Source organism: Solimonas flava DSM 18980, from assembly GCF_000426685.1.
GTDB classification, from domain to species: domain Bacteria; phylum Pseudomonadota; class Gammaproteobacteria; order Nevskiales; family Nevskiaceae; genus Solimonas; species Solimonas flava.
Map to the genome: position 1 here is coordinate 62,925 of NZ_KE384553.1, position 25,523 is coordinate 88,447.

Here is a 25,523-nt window from a genome sequence, read left to right on the forward strand (position 1 = left end):
CTCGCCGCCCGGCGCGGTCGCCGCGGCTGCGGCCGAACGTTCGCGCGCGCGGGCGGTCCAAGCCCCGGTGAGCGCGGCGCGGCGGGCTGCCGGCGCGGACCGGCGCCGCGTAAGCTAGCCGGGCGGGACCGGGACGCATCCGGTCTCGATCGCGTTCCCGAATCCGTTTCCCTAACGAACTTCTCCTTCGCGAGAAAAACTGGAGTGTTTCGCATGAAGCTGCGCGCGTTCTGGGCCGCTGGCGCCCTGCTGTCCTCCCTGCTGCTCGGCGTGCAGGCGCCGGCCATCGCCGCGCCGGCCGGCCTCAAGGCCGGCGAGGACTACGTGCTGATCGCCAATGGCGCGCCGCTCGATCCGCAGCCCGGCAAGGTCGAGGTCGTCGAGGCCTTCAACTACGCCTGCCCGGCCTGCGCCGCGTTCAACGCGCAGTTCCAGGAATGGAAGAAGAAGCTGCCGGCCGATGTGAACGTGGTCTACGCGCCGCTCGATTTCCGCGCCGACTTCGTGCAGTACGCGCGCGCCTATTACGCGGCGGCGACGCTGGGCCTGGTCGACAAGACGCACGACGCCGTCTACGCGGCGATTCATGAAAAGCACACGCTGCCCGGCGAGGGCCAGAAGCCGGACGAAGCCAGGATCGCGGCGTTCTACGCCGGCTACGGCGCCGATCCGGCGGTGTTCCGCGCGACGATGGACAGCTTCACCGTCAACGCGCGCATCACCAAGGCGCGCCAGTTCGCGCAGCAGAGCCAGGTGCGGTCGACGCCGTCGCTGATCATCAACGGCCGCTACCTCGTCAAGGGCAAGACCTGGGAAGACCTGCTGCGCCACGCCGACCAGCTGATCGCCGAGGAACGCCGCCGCTGAGACCGCGGCGCGCCGTCGCCGCCGACGTGTCTAAAGAAGATCTGAATAAGCGCTGTTCCGTCATCGCGAGGAGCCGCAGGCGACGAAGCCATCCGGCGATGCATGAAACCCGTGGTGTCCCTGCATCGCAGCGGCCGCTGCGCGGCCTCGCGATGACGGGGCTTTCAGACCTTTCCTAGTGTCCTGTCTCCGAAATTCGCATGCGAATTCGCCGGTTCTTTTCGTGCCTGGCGGCGTTGCTCCTCCTCGCCATAGCGGTGCTATGCCTCGTCGTTGCGCCTTGCCGGCCGCGAAAAGCCCTCGGCGACTTCATCAAGGAACTTCTGAGACAGGACACTAGCGGAACACCAGCACGAACAGATCGGCGGTGACGGCGACGGCATCGGTCGCACCGGCGTCGTCGGCGACTTCGAGCGCGACGCTGGTCGTCACCAGATTGCGGCCGTCGCCGAGCGGCGCGACGCCGGCCAGCCGCGCGCGGACGCGCACGCGGCTGCCGGCCCGCACCGGGGCGCGGAAGCGCACGTTGTTGAGGCCGGTGTTGATGACGCCGGCGGCGTCTTCCGGCACGCCGGCCAGCTCGTCGAGCAGGCGCGCCAGCAGCGCCAGCAGCAGGAAGCCGTGCGCGACCGTGCCGCCGTAGGGGCTCTCGCGGCGGCTGCGCTCGACGTCGATATGCATCCACTGGCGGTCGCCGGTGCAGCCGGCGAAGGCGTCGATCTGTTCCTGCGTGACCGCGACCGGCGCGCCGACGCCGAGCTCGCGGCCGACCAGCTGCGTCAGCTGCGCGCACGACAGCGTGCTCAGCACGCCGAGCGAAGGTGTCGCCGGCGTTGACGTCGTGTCTGGAGTGCGTTCGAGCAGCATGGACGGCTTTGTCCTGTCGGTGGCCGGGCGGGTATCGCCCGGCTTCAGTGGGTCGTGCCCAGCACGTACACCTGCTGGGTGCGGTCACGCTGCAGACGCGCGGCATTGCGCGTGCTGGCGAAGACGATAGCGCCGCCGGCGGTCGCCGGCCAGGTGTTGATGCCGCGCGCGAGCAGCAGGCTGCCACCGTCCCAGCCGGTGTCGCCGTAGACCGAGGTCATCACGCGCCAGCGCCAGTCGGCGGCGCGCGAGTCGGTCCACACGGCGCGCACGCGGCCGTCGCCGTCGCGGCCGAGGCGCGGGTACTGGCTCATCGCCGCGGCGTTCCCGGCGAGCGTGACCGCGGTTTTGAAATTCGCGCCGCCGTCGCCCGAGCGCGCCGCCTGCACCGCGAGGTTGGCGCCGGACGAGGACAGCGCCTTGCGGTCCCAGGCGACGAACAGTGCGCCGTCGCCCGCATAGGCGAGCGCCGGATGGCGCTCCGCCTGCTGCGGGTCGCCGAGCGCCTGCAGCGCGCTCCAGTCGGTGTCGCTGGCGCCGCGCGTGCGCACCGCGATCTGCCAGTCGTCGGGATTGGTGCCGTTGCCGCTGCCGGTCGTGCCGGTCCACAGCGGATCGGCATCGTTGCGGTTGTCCTGCCAGGCGATGGCGATGCGGCCGTCGTCGCGTACCGCGAGCGCCGGCCACACCGATGCCGGCCAGCGCGCGGCGCGCGCGTCGAAGACGTTGCCGGCGTCGAGCGTCTTGCCGTCGCCCGAGAGGTTCTGCGGCGCGGCGTCGCGGCCGAGCACCTGCAGCATCACATCGAACGGCTTGCCGGGCGCGATCTCCTGCCAGGCGACGACCGGCGGGCCGTCCGGCAGCACGGCGACGACCGGCCGCTCGGCGCGGCCGTCGAGCGCGCGCACGGTTTCGATCGCGTTCCAGCTGGCGCCGCCGTCCAGCGAGCGGCGCAGGCGGATCTGCGGGCGGCGCGGCAGCTGTCCATCGGCTTCGTCCTGCCAGACCACGAACACGGCATCGCCGCGCGCGGCGATGCGCGGGAAGCGCGCGGTCTTCGAATCGTCGCTGAGCACGCGCGGCGCATCGCGCCACTCGCCGTCGGCGCCACGCGCACGGTAGACGATGCGCGTCGCGCCCGGCTCGTGCGTCTCCAGGACCAGATGCGCGGTGCCGTCGGCGCTGCGCGCGAGATCCGGGAAGCCGGCGTAGCGGCCGCGTGCGCCGGCGACGCGGCGCGCGCCGTCGTCGCTGCCGAGATCGGCCGGCACCGCGATCTCGGCCTGCGCTTCGACCGGGCCCGGCGCGACGAACACCGGCGAGGCGATCGCGCGCAGCTGGTCGAACAGCTTCAGCGACGCGGTCAGCGCCGCCGGATCGGTCAGATTGCTGGTGTCGATGCCGGCCGACAGGCCGAAGCCGCGGACCTCGGCGCGATACCACTGCGGCGCGTCGCCGGCCTGCACGTCGAAGGTCCAGCTCTGGTCGTTCTGCGTCGCCTTCAGCGACTGCAGCGCGCCGGCGCTGCGGCCCGGGTTGGCGTACAGCAGCACGGTGTTGCCGAGGCCGTTCTGCACGCGCACGCGCAGGCGGATCGTGGTACCGCTCGCGGCGCTGATCTCGTCGCCGGCGATCGCCTCGTAGACGCCGTCGCCATCGGCGTCGGCTTCGAGCGTGACGATCGGCGCGAGCGCGTCCGGGGTGATGCGCACGCGGCCGTCGCGCAGCGCGTCGAGCACGCCGCGCTCGCTGGCGGCGGCGACGAAGGCCTGCGTGCGCGGACTGCCGGGGCCGGCGATCAGCCACAGCTCGACGAAATGGTTGTCGCTGGCGCCGGCGACGCCGAAGCGGAAGCCGGCGTTCCAGCGATTCTCGCAGTAGTCGAGCTCGGCGTCGGGGTTGCTGGCGCGGTTCCAGGCCTCGACCAGATCGACGCCCTGGGCATTGGCGCGCACGTTCGGCGTGCCGTCGTCGTTGGTCTCGCCGTCGTCGGGATGCGCGGTGACCCAGGCTGCGTCCTGGCTGTGCGCGTCCCAGATCGACTGCTGCAGGTTGACGAAGTCCGGCGTGTCCGGCGGGTTGGCGCCCTGCACGATGGTGTCGACGGCGCCGTGCACGGTCGCGTGCGGGCTGCCGTTGGCTTCTTCGCCGGGGATCAGCAGCAGCGCGTCCGAGCGCCACAGCGGGTCGTAGTGCTGATCGTAGGTGCGGTGGTCGGTCAGCATCAGGAAATCGAGGCCGACGCGTTCGGCCTGGCCGATCTGCGCGCTGACCGGATTGTTGCCGGGCAGGCTCTGGCTGATCTGCCGCGGCAGGCTGCCGTCCGATGAATGATCGTCGTGCACGTGAAGATCACCCTGCAGCCAGCTGCCGGCCGGCGCCGCGGCTTCGGCGGCGACGAAGCGGGCGACGACCGAGCGCGCCCGGTCCATCGTCAGCGTGCATGCGTCGTTGCCGCTGCAGTCGCCGCTCCAGCCGGCGAAGCGTTGGCTGCCGGCTGGCGTCGCCAGCAGCGTGACGACGCGGCCGGCGGCGTAGACCGCCGAACAGGTGTCGCGGCAGTCGGCGATGCCGGACGGCATCGACTCGACGTCGCCGTCGCCCTGTACGGCGAGGCTCAAGCGCGCCTCCGTCGCCGATGGCGGATGGCTGTCGTCATCATGACCGCCGCCTGACCCTCCGCAGGCGGCGAGCAGCAGCAGGAAGAGGGAAGTGAGCGGCCGTGCCCACGTATGAGCGGGCCGCAGCGTGGCGGCCGTGTTGGAACTGCGCATGATGCCCGGACCCCGGAGTGCGGCGAACGCGTGCGTCCGCGGCGCGGCAGCGCAGCGGCGGACGGTCGGGCGACGCTAGCGGCGATCGAAGTCACTTTTGTGACGAGGCAGGCATGCGCCGGGGCGGCGCGGGGCATGAGGCTCGCAAAGCCTGCGCCGACGGGCTTCGCGCGGCGTATGGGAAATTTGGCCCAAGGGTTTTCCTCGGGCCGCGCCGCGTCAGTCCGGCGCGACGACGAGCCGCAGCCGCGTGATCTCGGACGGCGCGCCGAGCCGCTTCGGCGGCCCCCAGTAGCCGGTGCCGCGGCTGGTATAGACCCACAGCGCCTGCAGTCGGTGCAGGCCGGCGGTGTACGGCTGCTGCAGGCGCACGAAGTGATTCCACGGCCAGAACTGGCCGCCGTGCGTGTGGCCGGACAGCTGCAGATCGAAGCCGGCCGCGGCGGCGGCCGGCGCGCTGCGCGGCTGGTGGGCGAGCAGGATGCGCGGGCCGTCGACCGGCGGTGCGCCGGCCAGCGCCGCGGCCGGATCGCTGCGCTGCGCCGGGTCGAAGTGGTGCGCGCTGTAGTCGGTGACGCCGGCGAGCAGCAGCGAGGCGCCGTCGTGTTCGAGCACGACATGCTCGTTGGCGAGCACGCGCAGGCCGAGCCGCGCGACCTCGGCGCTCCAGGCGGGCGCGCCCGAGTAGTACTCGTGGTTGCCGGTGACGAAGTAGCTGCCGTGGCGCGCCTGCAGCCGCGCCAGCGGCGCGGTGTGGGGGGCCAGTTGCGCAACGCTGCCGTCGACGAGGTCGCCGGTGACGGCGACCAGATCGGCCTGCAGCGCGTTGACGGCGTCGACGATGGCGTCGAGGTAGCCGCGCTTGATGGTCGGACCGACGTGGATGTCGCTGATCTGCGCGATGGTGAAGCCGTGCAGCGCCGGATCGAGGCCGGCGATCGGCACCTCGACGTCGACGACGCGCGCGCGGCGCCGGGCGTTGACGTAACCGACGCCGGTCGCCAGCAAGGCCAGCGCCACGACTGCGATCGCCGAGTCGCGCGCCAGCGTCGCGCCGCCGAGCGTCGTCAGCGTCGCGAGCTCCAGCGCCACGTCGCGCAGCAGCGTGAACACGAACAGCGACGAGAACAGGCCCATCGCGATCAGGCCGGCGGCGGCGAGGCGGTCGCCGAGCCACGGCCGGCGCAGGCGCGGCGCGGCGAGGCTCAGCGGCATCAGCACGCAGGACAGCGCCAGCAGCAGCGCACCGGCGACCTGGCCGGCAACGCCGAGCGGCAGCGCCGGCAGCAGGCGCAGGCCGATGTAGGCATGCAGCAGCGCCAGCAGGCCGAGCACGACGAGGATCAAGAGGCGAGAGGGCATCGGCGGCTGTCCTGGGGAAAGCGCGGCCGTCAGCGCGGCGCGGCGTGGGAATCCAGCTCTCTGGTGGGCGCCGCCGCCGTTTTCAAGGGCCGCCGGCCGGCCGTCGCGCCTGCGCCGCGCGGCGTTCGCGGAAGAAGCTGCGCAGCAGTTCGGCGCAGGGCGCTTCGAGCACGCCGCCCTGCCAGTCGAGGCGGTGATTGAGGCGCGGCGTCGCGATCACATCGTAGACCGACGAGACGGCGCCGGCCTTCGGGTCCCAGGCGCCGAACACCAGGCGGCCGATGCGCGCATGGACGATCGCGCCGGCGCACATCACGCAGGGTTCGAGCGTCACGTACAGCGTGGTGCCGCCGAGCCGGTAGTTGCCGAGGCGCCGCGCGGCGTCGCGCATCGCCACCATCTCGGCGTGCGCGCTCGGATCGTGCGTGCCGATCGGCCGGTTCCAGCCTTCGCCGACGATGCGTCCGTCGCGGACCACGACGGCGCCGACCGGCACCTCGCCGGCCAGCTTCGCGCGCCGCGCCAGCAGCAGCGCGTGGCGCATGAAGACTTCGTCGTGCGCGGCGAGCGGCGCCGGCGCGGCGGGCGCCGATTCGCTTTCTTTGCCGATGCGCGGAGGATTCATGGTGCTTGCCCCGTGCGGTGCCGATCCCGCTCGCGCAGCATGAGCCGATCGCCCAGGCGAAGGTCGACGCTCGTCAGGCCCGCGCCGGGGCGGGCGTCCGGAGTGATCGGAGCGAAACGCCGCGCAAGCGCCGGCGCCGTCATGCGCAACGCGGTCAGCACGGGCAGTGCACGCCGGCGGCGCATCGCCGGCTCAGTTCGACGCCAGCTCGATCAGCGCCGCGGTGCCGAGATGGCCGCGCTCGCGCGCGATCTCGGCGGCGGTCTTGCCGTCCTCGGTCTGCGCCGCGCGGTCGACGCCGCGCGCCAGCAGCAGCTTGACGAGGCCGTCGAAGCCGCGCGAGGCGGCCAGGTGCAGGGCGTTGACCTGGCTGCCGCCGACGTGATGCACGTCGGCGCCGAGCGCGATCAGCAGCGGCGCCAGGCTTTCGCCGGCGGCGCCGGCGATCGCCGCGTGCATCGGCGTGTTCTGCATCGGGTTGGTCGACGATGCGTCGAGCGGCGCGCCGAGGCCGATCAGCGTCAGCGTCGTCTGGCGCGCGCCCATGAACGCGGCGAGGTGCAGTGGCGTCCAGCCGTCGACGCTGTGCGCGGCGAGCTGCTCCGGCGCCGCCAGCGTCAGCTCGGCGACACGGCGGGCGTCGTCGTAGGCGGCGGCCTCGTGCAGGTCCAGCGGCCGGAAGCCGGCGAGCAGCGCAGCGATGTCGCGAGCGCCGTTGTAGAGCGCGAACATCAGCGGCGACAGGCCGCCGGGCAGCGGATCGGTCGCCTGCGTGGCGTCGCGTTCGAGCGCGGCGCGGGCGGCGTCGAGATCGCGGTTCTGAATGGCCAGCATCAGCGGGCGCACGGTGCTCATCGGGGGAATCCTGCGCGAAAGCGGTTCGAATCGGGACGCGCAGCCTAGCGGCGCGGCGCCGATCGCTCAATGCCGGCCCGCCCCGACCGGGTGCCGCGCCGGCTTCAACGGTTTGACGCTGCAGGGCCGCCCCTCTATCATCCCGCCCCCTTGGACGGTTAGCTCAGCGGTAGAGCATCGCCTTCACACGGCGGGGGTCGGGGGTTCGAAACCCTCACCGTCCACCATAGATTCAATTCAAAGAGTTACGAAGCCCGGCCTTGCGCCGGGTTTTTTCGTAACAGCTCAGTAACAGCGCCCGGTGCGCGACGTATGGCACTTAAGCGTGAAATGGAGAGCGGCAGGCTGCTGAGGAGCCGCACGGTTGTAAGAGCGTGTCCGGATTTTCGTGTAAACGGCGATTGGGTTAACGGATCGGCATCCGGTCTTCAAACTGGATGGTAAATCGGGTCAGCGCAGCCTTCCAATCACGGATCGGCATGGTCCATCGCTGGCAGATGTTTCGCAGGGCCAGGCAGAAGAGCTTGATCAGCGCTTCGTCGCTGGGAAACGATCCGCGGTTCTTGGTCAGCTCGCGCAAACTCATGTTTACCGATTCGATCGCGTTGGTGGTGTAGATCACTTTGCGAATCTCCGGCGGATAGCCGAAGAACGGCGTGATGCGCGACCAGTTGCGCCGCCAGCTCTGGCCGATCGGCGGATAGGCGTGATCTCTTCTTTTCTACGGGGCATCGCTGCTCCTCGTAGCGAGGCAGTTTCCTTGCCTCAGGACCGTTTACACAAAATCTAGGACACGCCCGCGAAAGGATAGGGACTAGCACTAGTCCTAGTCCGGTCCCTTCGCACGCATCGCCGCGAAGTCGACGACGGCGTGGTCGGTGATCTGCTGGCTCCGCGGCGCGCGCCGAGGATTGCGGCGCCATTCCCGGGCCGACGACGTCGACGTCGTCGGCGACGTGCGCCGCCGCGAGCGCTGTCGAGCCGCTTCAGCGCGAGGGGTGATATTCAGCGAGGCGGCGGCACCTGAGAGGCTTCGGCGACCGTTGTCTCCGAAACAACGATTTCAACTTCAGCGGCCTTCTTCGCGGCCAGTTTCTTCTGGACCCTGACGATCGTCCGCCGAGCTTCGGTTGCCTTTTCGCCGTCAAGTGTTTCCCTCTTCAGTACTTCGGCTTGCAGCGCGTCGGCAATTTGCTCATTCGTTAATTTGATCCCATCGTGCAGCCTGCGTAGCTCGCGCCTGAGCGAGTCGAGAATCGATTCGCTGAGAATCAGGGCGGCCAGGGTGTAGCGGTTCACTGCTTGGCGCTGGGCGTGAAATTCTCCGATGCGCGCCTTTTGCCATCCCTCCTTGGCCAAGAGCCAGAGGAGCTCCAGATGGTCGGCATTCCGATGCGTCAGCTCGAGCAGCCGGATTTCGACGACCAGGTCGAACTGGATAGGCTGAGCGAATACCACTCGGTAGACGCGCCAGATCGCTCCGTTTGTAAGAAGGACCCATTCGACGCCTTGGTGAGCCGCGTAGTCGACAGCTTGCTTGACGTGCTGATCCTTCAGCTCAAGGCCGATCGCCTTTACCTCGATGAGGAACGACACCTGTCCTTCGAGCTTGATCGCAAGATCGCAGTACGTCCCGCGGATGGCATGCTCGGACGTGACCTCCGTGTACTTGTCGTAGCCAAACAGGTCCGCGAGCAGATCCTTGACGATAGTGACCGTGTCGGCTTCGTTGACGTCCCGAGCTCGCGCCTGCTCCAGGATGGGCTGGAAGCGCTTGAGGCCCGCAACGAGTCGAGTTTCTACCTTGCTGGGTATCCCCGCCATGGTTATTCCCCTTTGTCCCCACTGAACTTTAAACGGTAGCGCCGGGGCAGGCTACCGGATCGCGGAACTTGCGGGCGATTCGTCGTACAGCTTCGAAGGGGCAACGATGAATTGGCGTCCAAGCATGCCATCGGTACTCAAGCGGAGCCCGGAGCAAAACTGGCGACTGAGCTACACGAGGGGGCGTTCGTCAGCCAGTTCAGGGAAGAATGTTCAGCGCTGATGGAGAGTCCGTCGCGGAGATCGCCTGCTATTAGGGCCAGCGCTTCGCGCGGAACGTATAGCTTTGCGGTAACATGATGTCTCATGGATTTATTTACAATGTAATCAATTAATTGTGTGATTTATCGGGTGGTCTCACCGCCTCCATGATTTGCACGAGAGCCCCGGATGTCGGCCGACATCCGGGGCTTTTTGCTGCGCGCAGCGCCGAGGAGCGAGGGACTTAGGCCCGCCGGGACTGCCGATATAGCCCGTAGGCCTTCGACCCGGCACCGGCGGTCTGAGTAATATCCCGCGGCTGGCATTCCGGCAGAAGAAGCCCCGGCGGCGCCCCGCAGGCCCCGCACGGTGCCGATCGATCCCACCGACACAAGCAGAACGACATCGAGGAAGACGCATGTCCGAAGAACTCTGGAAGTTCGAAACCCGCGCGGTTCATTCCGGTTATCAGCCCGACCCCGTGACGCGCGCCGTCGCCGTGCCGATCTACCAGACGGTCGCCTACGCGTTCGACAACACGCAGCATGGCGCCGATCTGTTCGACCTGAAGGTTGCGGGCAACATCTATTCGCGCATCATGAACCCGACCAATGCCGTCCTCGAAGCGCGCCTGGCCGCGCTCGAAGGCGGCATCGGCGCGCTGGCGCTGGCGTCCGGGCAGGCCGCGATCACCTACGCGGTGCAGACGATCGCCGGCATGGGCGACAACATCGTGTCGGCGAGCACGCTCTACGGCGGCACCTACAACCTGTTTGCGCATACCCTGCCGCAGTTCGGCATCGAGACGCGCTTCGCCGATCCGCGCAAGCCGGAGACCTTCGCGGCGCTGATCGATGAACGCACCAAGGCGTTGTACTGCGAGACGATCGGCAATCCGCTCGGCAACGTTACCGACATCGCGGCGCTGGCCCGCATCGCGCACGATGCCGGCGTGCCGCTGATCGTCGACAACACGGTCGCGACGCCGTATCTGGTGCGGCCGTTCGAGCACGGCGCCGACATCGTCGTGCACTCGCTGACCAAGTATCTCGGCGGCCACGGCACGACGATCGGCGGCGCCATCGTCGATTCGGGCAAGTTCCCCTGGGCCGAGCACAAGCAGCGCTTCCCGCGCCTCAACGAGCCGGACGTCAGCTATCACGGCGTCGTCTATACCGAGGCGCTTGGCGCCGCGGCGTACATCGGCCGCGCGCGCGTGGTGCCGCTGCGCAACATGGGCGCCGCGCTGTCGCCGTTCAACGCCTTCCTGATCCTGCAGGGCATCGAGACGCTGGCGCTGCGCATGGATCGCATCAACGCCAACACGCTGGCGGTCGCCCGTTACCTGAAGGCGCAGCCGCAGGTGCTGTGGGTCAACTACGCCGGCCTCGAAGATCATCCGGATCACGCGCTCGCCAAACGCTACATGGGCGGCGCGGCGTCCGGCGTGCTGACCTTCGGGCTCAAGGGCGGACGCGAGGCGGGCGCCAAGTTCCAGGACGCGCTGCAGCTGTTCACGCGCCTGGTGAACATCGGCGACGCCAAGTCCCTGGCCACGCATCCGGCGACGACCACGCATCGCCAGCTGTCGCCGGAAGAACTCGCCAAGGCCGGCGTCACCGAGGACACCGTGCGCCTGTGCGTCGGCATCGAGCACATCGACGATCTGATCCGCGATCTCGAACAGGCGCTGAAAGCGGCCGCCTGATCGACGCCGGCGGTTCCGTGATGATCGGATGAGGGCCGCTCGCGCGGCCCTTTTTCATAGCCGGCGGGGCCGGGCTTCAGTCCGCGCCCGGCTCGCGCCGGTGGCCGAGATAGGCGAGCAGATCGGCGAGGCCGTGCATCAGCGACGAGGCCAGTTCCGGCGTCAGCATGTAGGCCATGGATTCGCCGGCGTCGGTCTTCAGACTGATGAGCACGGTGCCCCAGGCGGTCGCCGTCTCGACAGCTTCGACGCGCGACAGGGGTTGTTCGCCGACATCCGCATCCATGGACCATGCCTCCCGGGTGATGCTGCGATCCTAGACAAATGCCTTCGCGCTCGGCTCGATCTGCGTCACGAAAGCGGATGCGTTCTGTCGTATGCGAGCCGCTGCGGCTGAGGTGCGGATGCGGCGGCCGCGACCATGACAGTCCGGTGAAGGCTCGTTCAGGAGCGGTGCAGCTTGGCGCTCCAGAATCCGGGGGCGCGCTTCGGCGCGGAATCCGCAGACCAAGGAGCCGACCGTGGCCTTTCCGCAAGGATGTGGCGACCATCACTTTCTGTTTCTGAAGAAACTGGCCCGAGGCGAGGCCGTGAACCCGCTGTTCCGCGAGGATGAGCTGGAGCTGATGCGCGCCGGCTGGCTGCGCCGCAACGACGAGGGCATGCTCGAAGTGACCGACGAAGTCGGCGCGTACTTCGTCGCCGCGCGCCGTCCGCCCGACGAAGGCGGCTGCCGGCGGCCGGGCGGCAGCCTGCTGCCGGCGCCGCGCGCGGCCAAGCCGGCGCGCCGCCAGCGCTCGTACGCTTAGGCTGAGGCTCGATCCCGGGACCACCCGGCGCAGTCCGGCTTGATCGTCGCTGCGGCCTCGCTCAGCATGGCGTCAGCGTCCGGAGGAGAGAGCCTGATGAGCGGATTCGACGCAGAGGTCGAGGCGGCGCAGCAGCTGCTCGCGCAGCGTCACGAGCGGGCCAGCGATTTTTCGTTTCGCAAGAAGGACCGCCCGGCGGTGCTGTGTGCGGACGGCCACTGCATCAGCGGTTACGACGTCGAGGTGACGACGCGCCGGCGCGGCGTGAAGCTGGCGGCCTACGCCGGCGGCAGCGGGCGCAGCTGGGTCGAGCAGTTCGGCGCCGATCTGGCGGCGCGACGCTTCAGTCCCGAGGGCGACTGAGGACGACGATCCCGCGCCGTCCGCGCCGCCGCCGGCGACCTGTGCCGCGCGGCGCTCAGTGCTCGTCGAGCACGCCGCTGGCGGCGAGCTGGCGGATGCGGAACACGGTGTCTTCGTCGGCCATGCGGTAGGCGCCCTTGACCATGTCCCCGAGCGGGCTTTGCGCGTGGTGGTCGACCGACAGCGCCTCATAGGTGAAGCGCACGAACAGCATGCCGGGCGACGGTTCCTCGATGCGCATCGTCAGCGAAAAGCGGCTGTCGGACTGCGGCCCGACGATCTCGTAGTGCACCGCCGGCTCGGCGAACGAGACGCGATCGCGGACTTCGTAGTCGCCGAAACGCAGCGTGCGCGTCAGCGTGCCGTCGTCGTCGCTGTCGATCGCGGCGCTGTCGAGCCACGGAATGAACAGCTGCGGCGTCTGTGCGCGCAGCAGCAGGCCGCGCCACAGCTGCAGGCGGCTCAGCGCTTCGAGCCGTTCGTCGCGAGGATCGTTGATCTGCACCAGATGCTCGAAGCGCAGCGGCGTGTCGCCGGCGTCGACGGCGATGGCTTCCGGCAGGCGCTGTGTCGTCACGCCCATGCCGCGTAGCGCCGGTGCTCGACCATCAGGCAGCGGTCCTGGACGACGTCGATGCCGGCCGCGCGCAGCTGTGCCGCAACCGCGTCGTGACGGATGCCGAGCTGGAACCAGACGGCTCTGGGCCGGGCCGCGAGCAGGTCGTCGAGATGCTGCGGAATGTCGTCGGCGCGGCGGAAGACATCGACCAGATCGATCCGGCCCGGCACGTCGGCGAGCCGCCGGTAGACCGGCCGGCCGAGAATGCTGCGGACCTCCGGGTAATAGACCGGCACCGGAATGACGTCGAAGCCGGCCTCGACGAGGTACTGCGGGACATAGAACGCCGGTTGTCCGGCCTGCGCTTCGGTCTTGATGCCGAGCACGGCGATGCGCTGCGTCTGCGCCAGGATCCGGCGGATATCGTCTTCTTCGCTCATGCCCAAACCTTCCTCTTTTGTCGCGACCTCGGCAAGGGCCGGCGCCGCGACCGCCCGTCGCAGCACCGCGCTTGACCTGGGTCAGCGCGTGCGACGGACCGCTGCGGCACGCTACGCTCTCTCCACTTCAAGGTCGGCCGCCGGCGGCGGCACGGGATGCGCGGTGACGGAATCCGGATCGGACAAGCACGAAGTCGCCGAGGCGCCACCGCTGGTGGTCGATCTCGACGGCACACTGCTGCGCAGCGACCTGCTGTACGAATCGCTGTTCCTGCTCGCGCGCCAGCGGCCGCTCGATCTGCTGCGCCTGCCGTTCTGGCTGCTGCGCGGACGCGCACACTTCAAGCGCGAGATCGCGCGCCGCGTGATGCCGGACGCCGCCTCGCTGCCGTATCGCCAGGACCTGCTCGACGATCTGCGCGCGCAGCATGCCGCCGGCCGGCGCCTGGTGCTGGCGACGGCCGCCGACGCCGCGCCGGCGCAGGCCGTCGCCGACGCGCTCGGGCTGTTCGAGACGGTTTACGCCAGCGACGGCCGCTGCAATCTGTCGGGCGAACGCAAGCGCGAGCGTCTGGTCGCCGCGTACGGCGTCGGCGGTTACGACTACGCCGGCAATGCGCACCGCGATCTGCCGGTGTGGGCCGCGGCGCGCCGCGCTGTCGTCGCCGGCGCCTCGTCGCGGCTGGCGGCGCGGGTCGCCGAGCGGGTGCCGGTCGAGCGCCGCTTCGATGACGGCAGCGCCGTCGGCGCCTACGTCGAGGCGATGCGGCCGCTGCACTGGAGCAAGAACGCGCTGCTGCTGGTGCCGCTGCTGCTGGCCGGACCGGACCATTTCGCCGCGTCCCTGCCGGCGGCGCTGCTCGGCTTTCTCGCCTTCGGCCTGTGCGCGTCGAGCGTCTACCTGCTCAACGACCTGTTCGATCTGCCCTACGACCGCCGCCATCCGCAGAAGAAGACGCGGGCGCTGGCCTCGGGTCGCGTCGGCATCGGCGGCGCGGTGCTGGCGCTGCTGCTGCTGCTCGGCGCCGCCTTCGGCATCGGCAGTCTGCTGTCGGCGGGTTTTGCCGCCGTGCTCGCGCTGTACTACGTCAACACGCTGGCGTACTCGCTGCGCGGCAAGGAATGGCCGATCGTCGATGTGGCGATGCTCGCCGCCGGCTACATGCTGCGCGTGATGGCGGGCGCGGTCGCGATCGGCATGGCGCCGCCGCCGTGGCTGCTGGCGCTGTGCCTGCTGCTGTTCTTCAGTCTGGCGCTGATCAAGCGCTATGCGGAAATGGTGATCATGGCCTCGGTGTCGCGGACCAAGGTGCACGGCTATCTCGTGCAGGACCGCGATCTGCTGATGGTGCTCGGCATCACCGGCGGCTACCTCGCCGTGCTGGTGCTGGCGCTCTACCTCAACAGCAACGCCCTGCATCCGGGCGCGCCGGCGCCGGCCGGCTGGGCGATCTGCGCGCTGCTGCTCGGCTGGGTCAGCTATCTGTGGCTGGTCACGCACCGCGGCCGCATGAATCACGACCCGGTGGTCTTCGCGCTGCGCGATCCGGCCAGTCTCGTGCTGCTGCTGGCGATGGCGGGCTGCGCGGTGTTCGGCCTGTGAGCGCGCAACGGCGGCGGCTCTGCGTGCTCGCGGCTTGCGGGCTGTCGGCGCTCGGCATCGGCAGCGCCGCGGCCGACGACGACGCGGCGCGGCTGGCGGCGCAGTGGCAGCAGTACGAGGCCGAGCGGCCGAAGACGCTCGTCGAGCTGCAACCGTTCCGCAGCGTGACGAGCACGCCGGCGGCGACGCTGACACAGCTGAATCCGGGCGTGAACGCCTGGTGGGTCTTCGAGACCGGTGCGGACGGTGCGCGGCGCCGCTACCACCTCGAGAATCCGGCGCCGGCGACGCAGATGCCGATGCTCGCGGACGACGGCCTGCATCTGCGCAGCGCCGAGCGCGACACGCTCTGCCTGCCGGCGCGCGACGCGCTCGCACCGCTCGAACAGGCGCGCGCCTCGAAGCTGCCGTACGCGCCGCTGTGCGGCGGCCGCATCTATCTGCGCAACGTCGTGCCCGGCACCTACACGCAGATCGAGCGCATGACCAATCTGCTGCGCGATCACGTCTGGGGCGGCGACCGCATCGTCGGTTTCGTGCGCGACCAGTTTTTCCGCGACGCCTTCATCGAGAAGGAAGGCGCCGTGCTGCAGGCCGCCGACGGCAAGGCGCCGGCCGGCGCGCCGGCGGCGGCGCGGCTGGGTGCCGCCTTCGCCGGCCAGGCCGTGGTGCCGGAGCATCTGGGCCTCGATGCCGGCGAGCCGCGCCGCGGTCTCGCGCTCGGCCGCTGGTACGCGGTCAACGGCGCGCCCGACGTGTTCGTCAGCGCGATGCAGCCGCAGGCTGCGGCGAGCGATCTGCCGGCGCTCGCGCGGCGCCGCATTCCCGCGCCGGACGCCGTCGAGGGCGCGGCGCTCGACTACCTGATCGCCTTCGATCTGGCCGCCTTCGATCTCGGCTTCGCGCTCGGCACCGATCATCCGCGCGTCGGCTGGTCCGAGCGCGCGCTCGACAGCGTGCGCGATCCGAGCCTGCCGGGCCCCGACGGCATCGACAGCATCGCGCCGCTGGCGAGCACCGGCATGCTCAGCCCGGCGCAGGCCGCGCGCGCGGTCGCGACCTTCACCGGCGGCTTCAAGCGCGAGCACGGCGCGTTCCGCTGGGGCGCGCTCGCGCAGATCGATCACGGCAGCCATTACGGTTTCATCGAGCAGGGCGTGATCTTCAGCAAGCTGCAGCCGGGCTTGTCGACGCTCTATGTGCTCGACGACGGCAGCGTCGGCATGAAGACCTGGACGCGCGCCGACGACGCCCTGTTGCCGCGCCTGCGCCACGCGCGTCAGAACGGCGTGCCGCTGGTCGAATACGACGCCGCGAGGAACGAATCCGCGCCCGGCGCGCTGGTCACCGCCTGGGGCGCCGGCAACTGGTCCGGCTCGGCCGACGAGAAGCTGCGCACCTTGCGCGCCGGCGCCTGCCTGGTCGACGACGGCGCGCGCCACTATCTGCTCTACGGCTACTTCTCGACGGCGACGCCGGCAGCGATGGCGCGTGTGTTCCTCGCCTACGGTTGCCGCTACGCGATGCACCTCGACATGAACGCGCTGGAGCACACGTATCTGGCGGTCTACAGCCAGCGCGACGGCCAGCGCCTCGTGCAGCACCTGGTCGAGGGCATGGAGGAGGTCGATCGCAAGGGCGGCGCGGACCAGATCGCGCCGCGCTTCCTCGGCTTTCCCGACGACCGCGACTTCTTCTATCTGCTGCGCCGACCGCCGGGCGGGAGTTCGCCATGAAACGTCTGCTGACTGTGCTGTTATGCCTGCTCGCCGCGCCGGCGTTCGCGCGCGACGCCGGGCAGGCCGCGCTCGCCGAACAGAACGAGGCGATGTTCCGGCAGCTGCAGGACGTGCACGGCCTGTCCGACCGGCAGATGCAGGACATCCGCGGCATCTTCGCGCGCTCCGGCTACGCCGGGCAGGGCAATCCGCTGATCACCAAGCACCCGGACACGCCGCTGCAGTGCAGCCAGAAGCTCGCGCAGCAGCATGTCGACTACGCCAATCCGCAGTTCGAGAAGATCTGCGGCGGCAAGTACATGGCGCCGCTCTACGATCCGAAGACCGGCCGCATCGAGGACGCCAAGGTCTGCATCGACCAGTTCGAGTTTCCGGACATTCCCTGCGCGTATCCGGTGGTCTGGGTGCGCGCCCGCGAGGCGGCCGAGATCTGCGCCGCCGAGGGCAAGCGCATGTGTGACGCGCACGAGTGGGAGGGCGCCTGCCAGGGCGAGCTCGACGCGCCGGACTATCGCTTTGACCTCGCCCAGGGCGTGAGCCCGGACGCCGCGGTGTCGCGCATGCGCGCCGCGCACAACCGCGCGCACGCCGGCGACAAGCGCTGGAGCTATGGCCCCGAGTACGAGCGCGGCGTCTGCGCGACCGGCAGCTTCAAGACGCCGGGCTGTCCGGGCGGCGGCTGGAACCTGTGCGGCTCCAACACCTATCCGGCCGGCGACTTTCCCGCCTGCCGCAGCCCGCTCGGCGTCTACGATCTCAACGGCAACGCCGCCGAGCACATGAACCTGCCGCTCGCGCCCGCGCAGATGGCGAGCCGCGGCAGCAGCGAACTCGGCTACACGGAAATGAAGGGCAGCTGGTTCATCTTCGACACCTATCGCGCGCACGAGGACTGGTGCCGCTGGCGCGCGCCATACTGGCACGGCTCGCGCGTGATGGACGCGCACAGCCACGAGAACTATCACCTCGGGTTTCGCTGCTGCAAGGATCTCGACTGATGGCGCCTGGCACGCGGCAGGAGTCATGCGCGGCATGATGCTCGACCCGAAACTCATCATCCGCGACGAGACGGCGGCCGACATTCCGGCGATCGCCGCAGTGACGATCGCGGCCTTCAAGCCGGTGGCGGTCAGCCGGCAGACGGAACACTACGTCGTCGATGCGCTGCGCGCGGCCGGCGCCCTGGCAGTGTCGCTGGTGGCCGAACGTGATGGCCGCGTGGTCGGACACATCGCCCTGTCGCCGGTGACGATTTCCGACGGCACGCCGCAGTGGTATGGGCTGGGCCCGGTGTCGGTCCTGCCGGAATGCCAGCGCCAGGGCATCGGCACGGCGCTCATCCGGGAAGCGTTGCGGCGTCTGCGGCGACTGCATGCGCGTGGCTGTTGCCTCGTCGGGCATCCGGCGTACTACCCGCGCTTCGGTTTCGAAAATGCGCCCGCGCTGCGCGTCGAGGGCGTTCCGGCCGAGGTGTTTTTCGTGCTGCCCTTCGATGGCCATGTGCCGCGCGGCACGGTGAGCTTCCATGAGGGCTTCCAGGCGGACGCCCCGCCGCGCTAGGTTTGCGATTCCGGCCCGCGCGCCCGTCGCGCGGCGGCCGGGATTCCGGTCTGCCTTCGTCGATCCGAAAAACGGGAGCACACACGCACAAGCCGATCCTCAATCTCGCGGATGTCGAACTGCTTGAGCGGCCGTCAGCTCTGGCGCCGACCGGGCCCGCGGCCGAGCGCTACGCGGCGCGCATGGGCATGATCGGGGCGAAGCTCGGGGCGCAGAAGCTCGGTTACAACCTCACCGAGATTCCGCCGGGCAGGCGGGCGTTTCCTTTCCACAACCATCGCGTCAACGAGGAAATGTTCCTGATCCTCGAAGGCACAGGCGAGGTGCGGATCGGCAGCCAGACCCACGCCGTGCGCGCCGGCGATGTCATCGCGTGTCCAGCCGGCGGCCGCGAGGCGGCGCACCAGATCATTAATACCGGCACGTCGCCGCTGCGCTATCTCGGCGTCAGCACGAAGCTGTCGCCGGAGATCGCCGAATATCCGGACTCGGGGAAGTTCGGCGTGCTCGCCGAGTTTCCGCCGGGTGCGGATGGTCAGGCACAGGGCTTTCGCTTCGTCGGCCGCTCCGGAAACGAAGTCGCTTACTGGGAAGGTGAGTGAACCGGCGTGCCCCGGGGCCTGCGGCTGCGCGCCGTGCGTGCCCGCGTTGCCGGATCGACGTCATGGGCGCTTGAGCGCCCGGGCCGGCGATGGCCGCCGGCCCGGCGGCGAGGGCGTCAGGGCACCGTCGCCGAGAGCCTGAAGCCGGGCAGCGTGACGCGCGACGCGAGCCGCGGCGCTGCGCCGCGTGCTTCGAGCTGCGCGATCAGCTCGCTGAGGCGCGGAATCACGCCCTCGTCGCTGAGCGACGCCGCGAGGCGCGGGTCGCCGAGCAGGGCGGTGATCGGGCGCGGCTCGCCGTCGACCCAGGCGAGCCGGCCGACCAGGCGCACGCCGTGGCTGTAGTCGGCGTAGCGCTCGCCGTGCACGGTACTGAGCGGCTGGATCGCGCGGCCGTCGGTGCGGTGCCAGCCGTAGATCGCGACGCGATCGGGGTTGCGCCAGAGGCGGTTCGTCAGCACCAGATCCTTCTTGTCGCCGGCGGTCAGGGCTGCGGGCACGGCGCCGAATGCGCTGCGCTGCCGCTGGACGAGTTCGTTGTGGTGCCAGTAGTAGGCGGTCGAGCGCATGGTGTCGCCGGCCGGCAGCGGCTGCGGCGCGAGCCGGATCGACGACTGCGCGTAAATCGCGTCGACCATCTTGCGCGTCGGCAGCACGAAGCCGTAGCGATCGGCGACGTCGAGCGCCGTGGCGAGGCGCATCGGCACCAGCAGGTAGTCGCTGTCGCTGCCGATCGCCAGATAGTCCGGCGCCACGCACAGCGTCACGTCGGCATTGGCGCCCTGTACGTGCACCGGCACGAGCCGGCGCAGGAACGAGGGCACGTTGCCGGCCATCAGCTGCGCGCGGATCGCCGCTTCGCGGGCGTCATCGTCGAGGCCGGCGATGTCGTGTACGAAGCGCGTCGCGTCGGGCGCGCCGGCCGGGCGTGCCGGCAGCGCCGCGCTGGCGGCGTCGCAGACGCCGGCGGCTTGCGCGTGCGCCGGCACGAGCGGCGCACGCGTCGCGAGGGCCAGCGTGAAAAGGGCGGTGAGGGCGCGGACGCGCGGGCTAAGGCGGCGCATCCGACACGGCCTCTGGTCTGGGGCGGGCAAACAGCGTCCCGTCAGGGGTTCGTGTCAAGGCTCTGGGCTCCGGGAGGAACGGGGCAACGCAGGAATAGACCGCGAGCGGCGGACAAAGTTCCGCAGCCGCGCGCGCCCGACCGGAAAACTACTCTCAAAACACCCACTTGGCGAGCGCGAGAAATCCCTTTTTCCACGGCACGCGATGCGAGACGCCGGTCTGCCGGCCGATTTCGCCGCGGTGCGCGACGTACCAGTCGTAGTTGCGCACCAGGGCGTCGCGGTTGGAGTGCTGCGGCGCATAGCCGAGCTTTTCCTCCATGTGCGCGATCGACACGAAGCTCTCCTGCGCGGCGGTTTCGTAGATCCACTGGTACAGCGGCGACAGGTGCAGGCGTTCCATCAGCTTCAAGATCGCGATCGCCGGGGCGATCGGAATGCCGATCACGCGGCCGCCGTGGCCGGCGCGGTCGAGCACCGACTGGAAGTTGTCGCGCATGCTGCCGAACACTTTGGCGCCGACGTTGAAGGTGTCGTTGACCGTCGCCGCGTCGAGCGTCGCGCAGCGGTGGATCACTTCGCAGAGGTCTTCGACGTCGAGCAGCTGATAGCGGTTGTCGCCGCGCCCGAGCACCGGGAAATTGCGGCCCTCCCAGGCCCAGTCGTAGAGCAGCTCGAAGGCGCCGAGGCGCTCCGGTCCGACGAAGCTCTTCGGGCGCAGGATCGGCACGCAGCGGTTCTGCGCGCGCGCCGCCAGACACAGTTTCTCGGCCTCGATCTTCGATTCGCCGTACGGGCCGACGCCATGCAGGCCGTCGCCTTCGGTGATCGGGTGATGATCGGGAATGCCGTAGACGGCCGTCGACGAGATGTAAATGAAGCGCGCGATGCCGTGCCGCTGTGCGCCGTCCAGCAGCAGCTGCGTGCCCTTGATCTCGGTCGAGAAGATTTCCTCGCGGCTGCACAGCGGCAGTGCCGCGGCGCAGTGCACGACGATGTCGATGTCCTGCATCGCGCGTTCGACGGCGGCCGGATCGCGAATGTCGCCGAGCTGGGCGTCGACGCGGTCGCGCTCCGGATAATCGAACGGGGCGATGTCGAGCGAGCGCACCGCATAACCGCGCGCGAGCAGGTAGCGGCACAGATTGATGCCGAGGAAGCCGGAGCCACCGGTGACGAGGAAGCGAAGTTGATTCATGAAGCGCTCTGGTGGGACAGGCCCGGATGCAGCGCGGCGATGGCGACGGCGATCGGCATGCTCGAATCGAGAACCGTGACGCGCGCCGCGTGCGGCGCGTCGAGCCGGAACGGCGGCACGCTGTCGCACAGCACGAACTGGCCGACGCGCGCGTCGTCGAGCAGCGTGGCCGCGCTTTCGGTGAACAGGCCGTGCGCGACGGCGACGTGGATGGCTGCGGCACCGGCCGCGGCGCAGGCGTCGATCGCCCGGCGCAGCGTCGCGCCGGTGCTGAGCAGGTCGTCGACGATGATCGCGGTGCGGCCCTGTACCGGACCGGTCAGCGTCTGGCCGCTGAGCGCGCCGCGATCGCGGAATTTTTCCATGTAGCCGCTGGCGACTGTCCCTCCGCTGCGGCGCTCCAGCGCGCGCCGGAAGCGCTCGGCGCGCTTGATGCCGCCGGCGTCCGGTGAAACGGCGATCAGCTCCTGCCCGCCGAGCGTGTCGGCGAAGTGGGCGGCGAGCAGTTCCGCCGTCTCAAGGTTGCGCACCGGGATGCGGAACGCGTTCTCGAATGCGGCGAGGTCGTGGACGTCGAGCGTCAGCAGCGCGTCGATCCGCGCCGCTTCGCACAGCGCAGCGACGTAGCGCAGCGTCAGCGGATCGTTCGGCTCGGCGCGGCGATCCTCACGCGCGTAGCAGAGATACGGCGTCACCGCGGTCACGCGGCGCGCGCCGGCGTCCTTCAGCGAGGCGCAGAAGAACAGCAGCCGGCAAAGCTTGTCGTTGACGCTGTCGCCCGGCTCGCCGTAGAGGGAATGGATGACGACGGCGTCGCGGCCCTGCACCGTTTCGAGCGCGCGCAGCTTGTTCTCGCCGTCGGCGAAGTGCAGGTGCTCATACGCCGCCAGCGGCAGGCCGAGCCGCGACGCGACACGCAGGGCGGCGCCGCGATCGCGGTCCAGGGCGTACAATTGCAGGGCGTTATCGAACATTCCGTTCTTCCGGGCGCTTGCGGCGCCCCAGCACCATGATCATGCCCCCGCTGCCTTCCTCCGCTCTTGATCCGCATCAAGGAGCCGGCGTCCTGCGTCCATCACGATGGCATCTCCCGAGACGGAGCAGCGGCAGGCCGGCATGAGCGGCGACACGCAAGCAGCAGCCGAAGGGCTGCCGGCGGCCGCCGTGCTGGCCAGCGTGTCGCTGCGCGGCATCGCGCTCTACAAGATCGCCAAGGCCGTGGTCGCGATGCTGGTCGCCAGCGCCGTGCTGGCGCTGGTGCGGCCGGAGGTACGGCCGGTCGTGCAGGGCTGGATCGCGGCCCTGCCGATGCAGGCCGAGCAGGACCTCGCGCAGGGCGTGCTGACCTGGCTGGTCGCTAACGGCCCGACGCGCATCCATCTGCTGAGCTTCGCCGGCTTCGTCTACGCCGGCCTGTTCGTACTCGAAGGCGTCGGTCTGTGGTACCGCAGCCGCTGGGCCGAATGGCTGACCGCGGTCGAGACCTCGCTGCTGCTGCCGTTCGAGCTCTGGGAGCTGTTCTGGCGCCCGTCGTCGATCAAGGCCGTGGTGCTCGCCGCCAACGTGGCGATCGTTCTCTATCTGTTCCGCGGTCTGCGGCGACGCGCCTGAAGGGCGGGGTGGCCTGCTGCGTTTGCAGCAGTTCCGCCTGCGGGCGCCGCGCTAGGCTCGCGCCATGGCAGGGAGATCGCAATGAACGAAGCGCAATGTCCTTTCGAGTTCAATTTCGAGCCGGCAACGTTCAAGCGCGGCGACACCGTGAGCTATCGCGATCCGCGCTTCATGGGCTTTCCGTTCGTGGCGACGATTCGTGCGGTGTACGAGGACTGCATCGAAATCGTCGATGCGTCCGAACCGGACAAGGTGTTGCGCGCGACCCGCGAGAGCCGCCCGCGGGTGATCGGCGAGGCGGCGTCCGCTTGAGCGATCGGCCGGGCGGCGCGGCGCACGCGTCGCGATCCGGCGCCCGGGCCGCGCCGGCGCATGCGGGTCCAAGCCGGTGGCGGACCGGGCATGGCATGATCGAAACGCGGCAGTTCGCCGCATCCGCGGGGGATTGAGCCGCAGGTCGTGCTGCACCGCGACTGCGGTCCAGGCATGCGTCGGGCGCTTCCGTTCATCGTCATGGCGGTCATCGTCGCCGGCTGCGTGGCGCGGCCCGACCTCGACCTGCGCCGCGTCGAACTGCGCGACGCCTACCGCGGCTATATCGACAACGTACTGCTCGACGGCCGCTACAGCCGCGCGACGCAGCAGGCGCAGGCGCTGGAGCCGGCGGCACAGGGCGACATCGCGCCGGAGGTGCGTATCGACGCGCTGTGGCAGAGTCGGCGGCTCGACGAGACGACGCGCCTGTTCGCGACCGCCGAACTCGCGCTCGAACGCGCACAGCAGACCGAGCGCAAGGATCCGGCCGCGGCGCGCGGCTGGTATCTGCTCGCCGCCTGGCGGGCCTACCAGCTGCTCTACACGCCGCAGGGCGCGCGGCTGCTGCCGCTGGATCTGCGCATGCATCTGGCGCAGGCCTTCCTGGCCGCCGCCACCGGCGGCTACGTGATGCTGCGCACCGGGCCCGCCGGTCAGCGCTTCGCGCCGACCCTCGAACGAACCGGCGCGACGCGGTTCGCGGTGTCTGTCGACGCCTATCAGCTCTACGAAGCCGGCAATTACGACGAATACCAGCTGGCGTGGTCGATGGCGGCGCCGGAACTGCGCACGCGCTACACGCGCGACGGCGTCGGCGTGCCGATGGTCGGCATCCGCAACAATGCGCACGAATACCCGATCGATCGCTACTACCCGCCGGAGGGCATCGGGGCGCCCGTCACCGGCGTGCTGCGCTTTCGTGCGCCCGATGCGGCGGACGCGCCGGTCGCCACCGATCTCGCGCTCTACGATGCGCGCCGCCATGCGCAGATCTGCGTCGCGCAGCGCGCGTATCCGCTGGCCGCCGATTTCACGATGCCGTACGCCGCGCTGCTGAATCGCGCGCATCTGTCGCAGTGGAGCCTCGACGCGCTGCTCGACTTCCGTCACGGCGAGTCGCATCGCGGCGTTTTCATGCTGGAGCCGTACCGGCCGGACAAGATCGTGGTGCTGATGGTGCACGGCTTCTGGTCGAGTCCGGTGATCTGGCGCGAGCTGAGCAACGACGTGCTCGGCGATCCGGCGCTGCGCGAGCGCTACCAGGTCTGGCACTACCTGTATCCGACCGGCGTGCCGTTCTGGGAAGCGGCGCGGCGTTTTCGCGCCGATCTCGACGGCGCTGTCGCCGAGGTCGCACCTGGCGGCGTCATTCATCCGCTGATCCTGGTCGCGCACAGCATGGGCGGCCTGCTCGCCAAGAGTGCCGCCGTCGATACCGGCACGCAGCTCTGGGACGCCGCGTTCCGCGTGCCGCCGGATCAGCTGGATCTCGACAAGCGCGAGCGCGACGAACTGCGCGACACCCTGATCTTCAGCCATCGGCCGTACATCGGCCGCATCGTCTTCCTCGGCGTGCCGCAGCACGGCGCGTCCGAGGCCGACTCCACGCTCGCCAGCTTCGGCAAGCGCCTGATCTCGCTGCCGACCACCGCCGTGCAGACGCTGATGCACCGGCTCAGGCAGGGCGACGTCGTCAGCGACTTCTCCGCGTGGCTGTCGGCGCGCGGTACGCCGAGCGCCGTCGATTCGCTGTCGCCGAAGTCGCCGGTGACGCGCGCATTCGCGGCGCTGCCGGTCGACGCGTCGATCCCGTTCCATTCGATCATCGGCGTCAAGGAGAACGGCCGCGAAGGGCCCGGTGACGGCTGGGTCAGCTATGCCAGCGCCCACCTCGACGGCGCCGCCTCCGAGCTGACGCTGCCGGTCGGTCATTCGCAGTTCGACCGGCCTGCGCCGCTCGCCGAGGTCTATCGCATCCTGCGCCTGCACGCCGATGCCGAGCTGGGCGCGGACGGCTCGCCGCCACGCCCGGCTTGCGATATCGCGCCGCGCTGAGCGCCGCGCGGCCGCTGCCAGGGTTTGTCGGCGCGAATCGGCCCTAGAATCCGGCTGACCACGAGCCGGAGCCGCACATGTTCATCGCCATGAACCGCTTCAAGATCGCCAGGGGCCGCGAGGAGGACTTCGTCGAGATCTGGCGGCAGCGCGACAGTCATCTCGACGGCGTGCCGGGCTTTCGCCAGTTCAAGCTGCTGCGGGGCGCGAGCGCCGACGACCACACGCTGTTCGCCTCGCATTCCGTATGGGACTCGCGCGAGGCTTTCGAAGAATGGACGCGCTCCGAGGCTTTTCGTCTCGCGCATCGCAATGCCGGCGATACCCGCGGCATCTACCTGGGCCATCCGCAGCTGGAGATGTTCGAGGCGGTGCTGTGAGCGTGACCGCACATCGACAGAGGCGCCGGCATCGGTCGGCACGCGCCGGCGCGTGGTGACGCAAGGTGCGCCGCCGCGGCGCCGGGCTCCGGCCCGGATCGTCGATCGGCGGCGACGTGCTGCCGCGGAGACAGGGATGTGA

General features: G+C 69.9%; 25 protein-coding genes, 1 tRNA gene and 1 pseudogene. 14 read left to right on the forward strand and 13 right to left on the reverse strand.

Features of this window, described 5'->3' with window-relative positions; all coding sequences use genetic code 11:
• The first annotated feature begins 213 nt into the window (after positions 1-213).
• On the forward strand, positions 214-867 hold the full coding sequence (locus K343_RS0118465) for a thiol:disulfide interchange protein DsbA/DsbL (RefSeq protein ID WP_028009314.1): 654 nt from the start codon (positions 214-216) through the stop codon (positions 865-867).
• A 336-nt stretch (positions 868-1,203) separates the two neighbouring features.
• Here the strand turns inward: K343_RS0118465 and K343_RS0118470 are convergent, their stop codons facing one another.
• The 5 genes from K343_RS0118470 to K343_RS22845 all read right to left on the reverse strand — a co-directional run bounded on the left by K343_RS0118470 (position 1,204) and on the right by K343_RS22845 (position 7,350).
• Complete coding sequence (locus K343_RS0118470; protein ID WP_245585241.1) at positions 1,204-1,734, reverse strand: MaoC/PaaZ C-terminal domain-containing protein; 531 nt, start codon at positions 1,732-1,734, stop codon at positions 1,204-1,206.
• A gap of 44 nt (positions 1,735-1,778) precedes the next feature.
• Entirely contained in the window at positions 1,779-4,355 is a 2,577-nt protein-coding gene (locus K343_RS0118475; RefSeq protein ID WP_028009316.1) for a CehA/McbA family metallohydrolase, read from the reverse strand.
• Between the two features lie 372 nt (positions 4,356-4,727).
• Complete coding sequence (locus tag K343_RS0118480) at positions 4,728-5,870, reverse strand: metallophosphoesterase (RefSeq protein ID WP_028009317.1); 1,143 nt, start codon at positions 5,868-5,870, stop codon at positions 4,728-4,730.
• Positions 5,871-5,952: 82 nt separating this feature from the next.
• Positions 5,953-6,414: a tRNA adenosine(34) deaminase TadA gene (tadA, locus tag K343_RS0118485; RefSeq protein ID WP_043113205.1), complete on the reverse strand. Its 462-nt coding sequence runs from the start codon at positions 6,412-6,414 to the stop codon at positions 5,953-5,955.
• 273 nt (positions 6,415-6,687) lie between these two features.
• A complete protein-coding gene (locus tag K343_RS22845) occupies positions 6,688-7,350 on the reverse strand; it encodes an ankyrin repeat domain-containing protein (RefSeq protein ID WP_051278709.1) in 663 nt (220 codons plus the stop codon).
• A gap of 152 nt (positions 7,351-7,502) precedes the next feature.
• Here K343_RS22845 and K343_RS0118495 point away from each other — a divergent pair.
• Positions 7,503-7,577: transfer RNA gene (locus K343_RS0118495), tRNA-Val, on the forward strand.
• Positions 7,578-7,756: 179 nt separating this feature from the next.
• Here the strand turns inward: K343_RS0118495 and K343_RS0118500 are convergent.
• Positions 7,757-8,062, reverse strand: a pseudogene (locus K343_RS0118500) (transposase); the annotation flags it as partial.
• 293 nt (positions 8,063-8,355) lie between these two features.
• Positions 8,356-9,174, reverse strand: coding sequence for a type I restriction enzyme HsdR N-terminal domain-containing protein (locus tag K343_RS22850; RefSeq protein ID WP_051278710.1), 819 nt, complete (start codon positions 9,172-9,174; stop codon positions 8,356-8,358).
• Between the two features lie 619 nt (positions 9,175-9,793).
• Between K343_RS22850 and K343_RS0118510 the strand changes: the two genes are divergently transcribed.
• A complete protein-coding gene (locus tag K343_RS0118510) occupies positions 9,794-11,083 on the forward strand; it encodes an O-acetylhomoserine aminocarboxypropyltransferase/cysteine synthase family protein (protein ID WP_028009320.1) in 1,290 nt (429 codons plus the stop codon).
• Between the two features lie 76 nt (positions 11,084-11,159).
• Here the strand turns inward: K343_RS0118510 and K343_RS0118515 are convergent, their stop codons facing one another.
• Entirely contained in the window at positions 11,160-11,369 is a 210-nt protein-coding gene (locus tag K343_RS0118515) for a hypothetical protein (protein ID WP_028009321.1), read from the reverse strand.
• Between the two features lie 304 nt (positions 11,370-11,673).
• On the opposite strand from K343_RS0118515, the gene K343_RS0118520 reads away from it, so the two are divergent.
• Together K343_RS0118520 and K343_RS0118525 are read left to right on the forward strand one after the other, a co-directional pair.
• Entirely contained in the window at positions 11,674-11,892 is a 219-nt protein-coding gene (locus K343_RS0118520; protein WP_028009322.1) for a hypothetical protein, read from the forward strand.
• 96 nt (positions 11,893-11,988) lie between these two features.
• Positions 11,989-12,255: a hypothetical protein gene (locus tag K343_RS0118525; protein ID WP_028009323.1), complete on the forward strand. Its 267-nt coding sequence runs from the start codon at positions 11,989-11,991 to the stop codon at positions 12,253-12,255.
• A gap of 55 nt (positions 12,256-12,310) precedes the next feature.
• Here the strand turns inward: K343_RS0118525 and K343_RS0118530 are convergent, their stop codons facing one another.
• Both K343_RS0118530 and K343_RS0118535 read right to left on the reverse strand, forming a co-directional pair.
• Positions 12,311-12,838 (reverse strand): AtaL-like protein, encoded by a 528-nt coding sequence (locus K343_RS0118530; RefSeq protein WP_051278711.1) that lies wholly within the window; start codon positions 12,836-12,838, stop codon positions 12,311-12,313.
• On the reverse strand, positions 12,829-13,254 hold the full coding sequence (locus K343_RS0118535) for a CoA-binding protein (protein ID WP_028009325.1): 426 nt from the start codon (positions 13,252-13,254) through the stop codon (positions 12,829-12,831). The genes K343_RS0118530 and K343_RS0118535 overlap by 10 nt, the downstream gene beginning before the upstream one ends.
• Positions 13,255-13,417: 163 nt before the next feature.
• On the opposite strand from K343_RS0118535, the gene K343_RS0118540 reads away from it, so the two are divergent.
• The 5 genes from K343_RS0118540 (at position 13,418) to K343_RS0118560 (ending at position 18,758) form a co-directional block, all read left to right on the forward strand.
• Entirely contained in the window at positions 13,418-14,857 is a 1,440-nt protein-coding gene (locus K343_RS0118540; protein WP_028009326.1) for a UbiA family prenyltransferase, read from the forward strand.
• On the forward strand, positions 14,854-16,593 hold the full coding sequence (locus K343_RS0118545) for a hypothetical protein (RefSeq protein WP_043113159.1): 1,740 nt from the start codon (positions 14,854-14,856) through the stop codon (positions 16,591-16,593). Before K343_RS0118540 ends, K343_RS0118545 begins: the two co-directional genes overlap by 4 nt.
• Positions 16,590-17,594: an SUMF1/EgtB/PvdO family nonheme iron enzyme gene (locus tag K343_RS0118550; protein WP_028009328.1), complete on the forward strand. Its 1,005-nt coding sequence runs from the start codon at positions 16,590-16,592 to the stop codon at positions 17,592-17,594. Before K343_RS0118545 ends, K343_RS0118550 begins: the two co-directional genes overlap by 4 nt.
• 37 nt (positions 17,595-17,631) lie before the next feature.
• Positions 17,632-18,156, forward strand: coding sequence for a GNAT family N-acetyltransferase (locus tag K343_RS0118555; protein WP_028009329.1), 525 nt, complete (start codon positions 17,632-17,634; stop codon positions 18,154-18,156).
• Positions 18,157-18,218: 62 nt separating this feature from the next.
• On the forward strand, positions 18,219-18,758 hold the full coding sequence (locus tag K343_RS0118560) for a cupin domain-containing protein (protein WP_028009330.1): 540 nt from the start codon (positions 18,219-18,221) through the stop codon (positions 18,756-18,758).
• Positions 18,759-18,874: 116 nt separating this feature from the next.
• On the opposite strand, the gene K343_RS22855 is transcribed toward K343_RS0118560, so the two are convergent.
• The 3 genes from K343_RS22855 to K343_RS0118575 all read right to left on the reverse strand — a co-directional run bounded on the left by K343_RS22855 (position 18,875) and on the right by K343_RS0118575 (position 21,994).
• Entirely contained in the window at positions 18,875-19,822 is a 948-nt protein-coding gene (locus K343_RS22855; protein ID WP_051278712.1) for a hypothetical protein, read from the reverse strand.
• 154 nt (positions 19,823-19,976) lie between these two features.
• Positions 19,977-21,020 (reverse strand): NAD-dependent epimerase/dehydratase family protein, encoded by a 1,044-nt coding sequence (locus tag K343_RS0118570; protein ID WP_028009331.1) that lies wholly within the window; start codon positions 21,018-21,020, stop codon positions 19,977-19,979.
• On the reverse strand, positions 21,017-21,994 hold the full coding sequence (locus K343_RS0118575) for a ribose-phosphate diphosphokinase (RefSeq protein WP_028009332.1): 978 nt from the start codon (positions 21,992-21,994) through the stop codon (positions 21,017-21,019). The genes K343_RS0118570 and K343_RS0118575 overlap by 4 nt, the downstream gene beginning before the upstream one ends.
• A gap of 106 nt (positions 21,995-22,100) precedes the next feature.
• Here K343_RS0118575 and K343_RS22860 point away from each other — a divergent pair, with 106 nt between their 5' ends.
• The 4 genes from K343_RS22860 (at position 22,101) to hmuQ (ending at position 25,381) form a co-directional block, all read left to right on the forward strand.
• Entirely contained in the window at positions 22,101-22,631 is a 531-nt protein-coding gene (locus tag K343_RS22860; protein ID WP_084615994.1) for a DUF2127 domain-containing protein, read from the forward strand.
• Between the two features lie 81 nt (positions 22,632-22,712).
• A complete protein-coding gene (locus K343_RS0118585) occupies positions 22,713-22,943 on the forward strand; it encodes a hypothetical protein (protein ID WP_043113160.1) in 231 nt (76 codons plus the stop codon).
• A 174-nt stretch (positions 22,944-23,117) separates the two neighbouring features.
• Positions 23,118-25,001, forward strand: a complete 1,884-nt coding sequence (locus tag K343_RS0118590) for an esterase/lipase family protein (protein ID WP_154662652.1) — start codon at positions 23,118-23,120, stop codon at positions 24,999-25,001.
• Between the two features lie 77 nt (positions 25,002-25,078).
• Positions 25,079-25,381: a heme-degrading protein HmuQ gene (gene hmuQ / locus K343_RS0118595; RefSeq protein WP_028009335.1), complete on the forward strand. Its 303-nt coding sequence runs from the start codon at positions 25,079-25,081 to the stop codon at positions 25,379-25,381.
• The last annotated feature ends 142 nt before the right edge of the window (positions 25,382-25,523 follow it).

Excerpts from the sequence above, each read along its gene's own strand:
- K343_RS0118510 (WP_028009320.1), top strand. The coding sequence starts at position 9,794 with ATGTCCGAAGAACTCTGGAAGTTCGAAACCCGCGCGGTTCATTCCGGT.
- K343_RS22860 (WP_084615994.1), top strand. The coding sequence starts at position 22,101 with ATGGCATCTCCCGAGACGGAGCAGCGGCAGGCCGGCATGAGCGGCGAC.
- K343_RS0118555 (WP_028009329.1), top strand. The coding sequence starts at position 17,632 with ATGCTCGACCCGAAACTCATCATCCGCGACGAGACGGCGGCCGACATT.
- K343_RS0118570 (WP_028009331.1), bottom strand. The coding sequence starts at position 21,020 with ATGAATCAACTTCGCTTCCTCGTCACCGGTGGCTCCGGCTTCCTCGGC.
- K343_RS0118590 (WP_154662652.1), top strand. The coding sequence starts at position 23,118 with ATGCGTCGGGCGCTTCCGTTCATCGTCATGGCGGTCATCGTCGCCGGC.
- K343_RS0118585 (WP_043113160.1), top strand. The coding sequence starts at position 22,713 with ATGAACGAAGCGCAATGTCCTTTCGAGTTCAATTTCGAGCCGGCAACG.
- tadA (WP_043113205.1), bottom strand. The coding sequence starts at position 6,414 with ATGCGCCACGCGCTGCTGCTGGCGCGGCGCGCGAAGCTGGCCGGCGAG.
- K343_RS0118535 (WP_028009325.1), bottom strand. The coding sequence starts at position 13,254 with ATGAGCGAAGAAGACGATATCCGCCGGATCCTGGCGCAGACGCAGCGC.
- K343_RS22850 (WP_051278710.1), bottom strand. The coding sequence starts at position 9,174 with ATGGCGGGGATACCCAGCAAGGTAGAAACTCGACTCGTTGCGGGCCTC.
- K343_RS22855 (WP_051278712.1), bottom strand. The coding sequence starts at position 19,822 with ATGCGCCGCCTTAGCCCGCGCGTCCGCGCCCTCACCGCCCTTTTCACG.
- K343_RS0118465 (WP_028009314.1), top strand. The coding sequence starts at position 214 with ATGAAGCTGCGCGCGTTCTGGGCCGCTGGCGCCCTGCTGTCCTCCCTG.
- K343_RS0118470 (WP_245585241.1), bottom strand. The coding sequence starts at position 1,734 with ATGCTGCTCGAACGCACTCCAGACACGACGTCAACGCCGGCGACACCT.
- K343_RS0118530 (WP_051278711.1), bottom strand. The coding sequence starts at position 12,838 with ATGGGCGTGACGACACAGCGCCTGCCGGAAGCCATCGCCGTCGACGCC.
- K343_RS0118525 (WP_028009323.1), top strand. The coding sequence starts at position 11,989 with ATGAGCGGATTCGACGCAGAGGTCGAGGCGGCGCAGCAGCTGCTCGCG.
- K343_RS22845 (WP_051278709.1), bottom strand. The coding sequence starts at position 7,350 with ATGAGCACCGTGCGCCCGCTGATGCTGGCCATTCAGAACCGCGATCTC.
- K343_RS0118575 (WP_028009332.1), bottom strand. The coding sequence starts at position 21,994 with ATGTTCGATAACGCCCTGCAATTGTACGCCCTGGACCGCGATCGCGGC.
- K343_RS0118515 (WP_028009321.1), bottom strand. The coding sequence starts at position 11,369 with ATGGATGCGGATGTCGGCGAACAACCCCTGTCGCGCGTCGAAGCTGTC.
- K343_RS0118550 (WP_028009328.1), top strand. The coding sequence starts at position 16,590 with ATGAAACGTCTGCTGACTGTGCTGTTATGCCTGCTCGCCGCGCCGGCG.
- K343_RS0118480 (WP_028009317.1), bottom strand. The coding sequence starts at position 5,870 with ATGCCCTCTCGCCTCTTGATCCTCGTCGTGCTCGGCCTGCTGGCGCTG.
- hmuQ (WP_028009335.1), top strand. The coding sequence starts at position 25,079 with ATGTTCATCGCCATGAACCGCTTCAAGATCGCCAGGGGCCGCGAGGAG.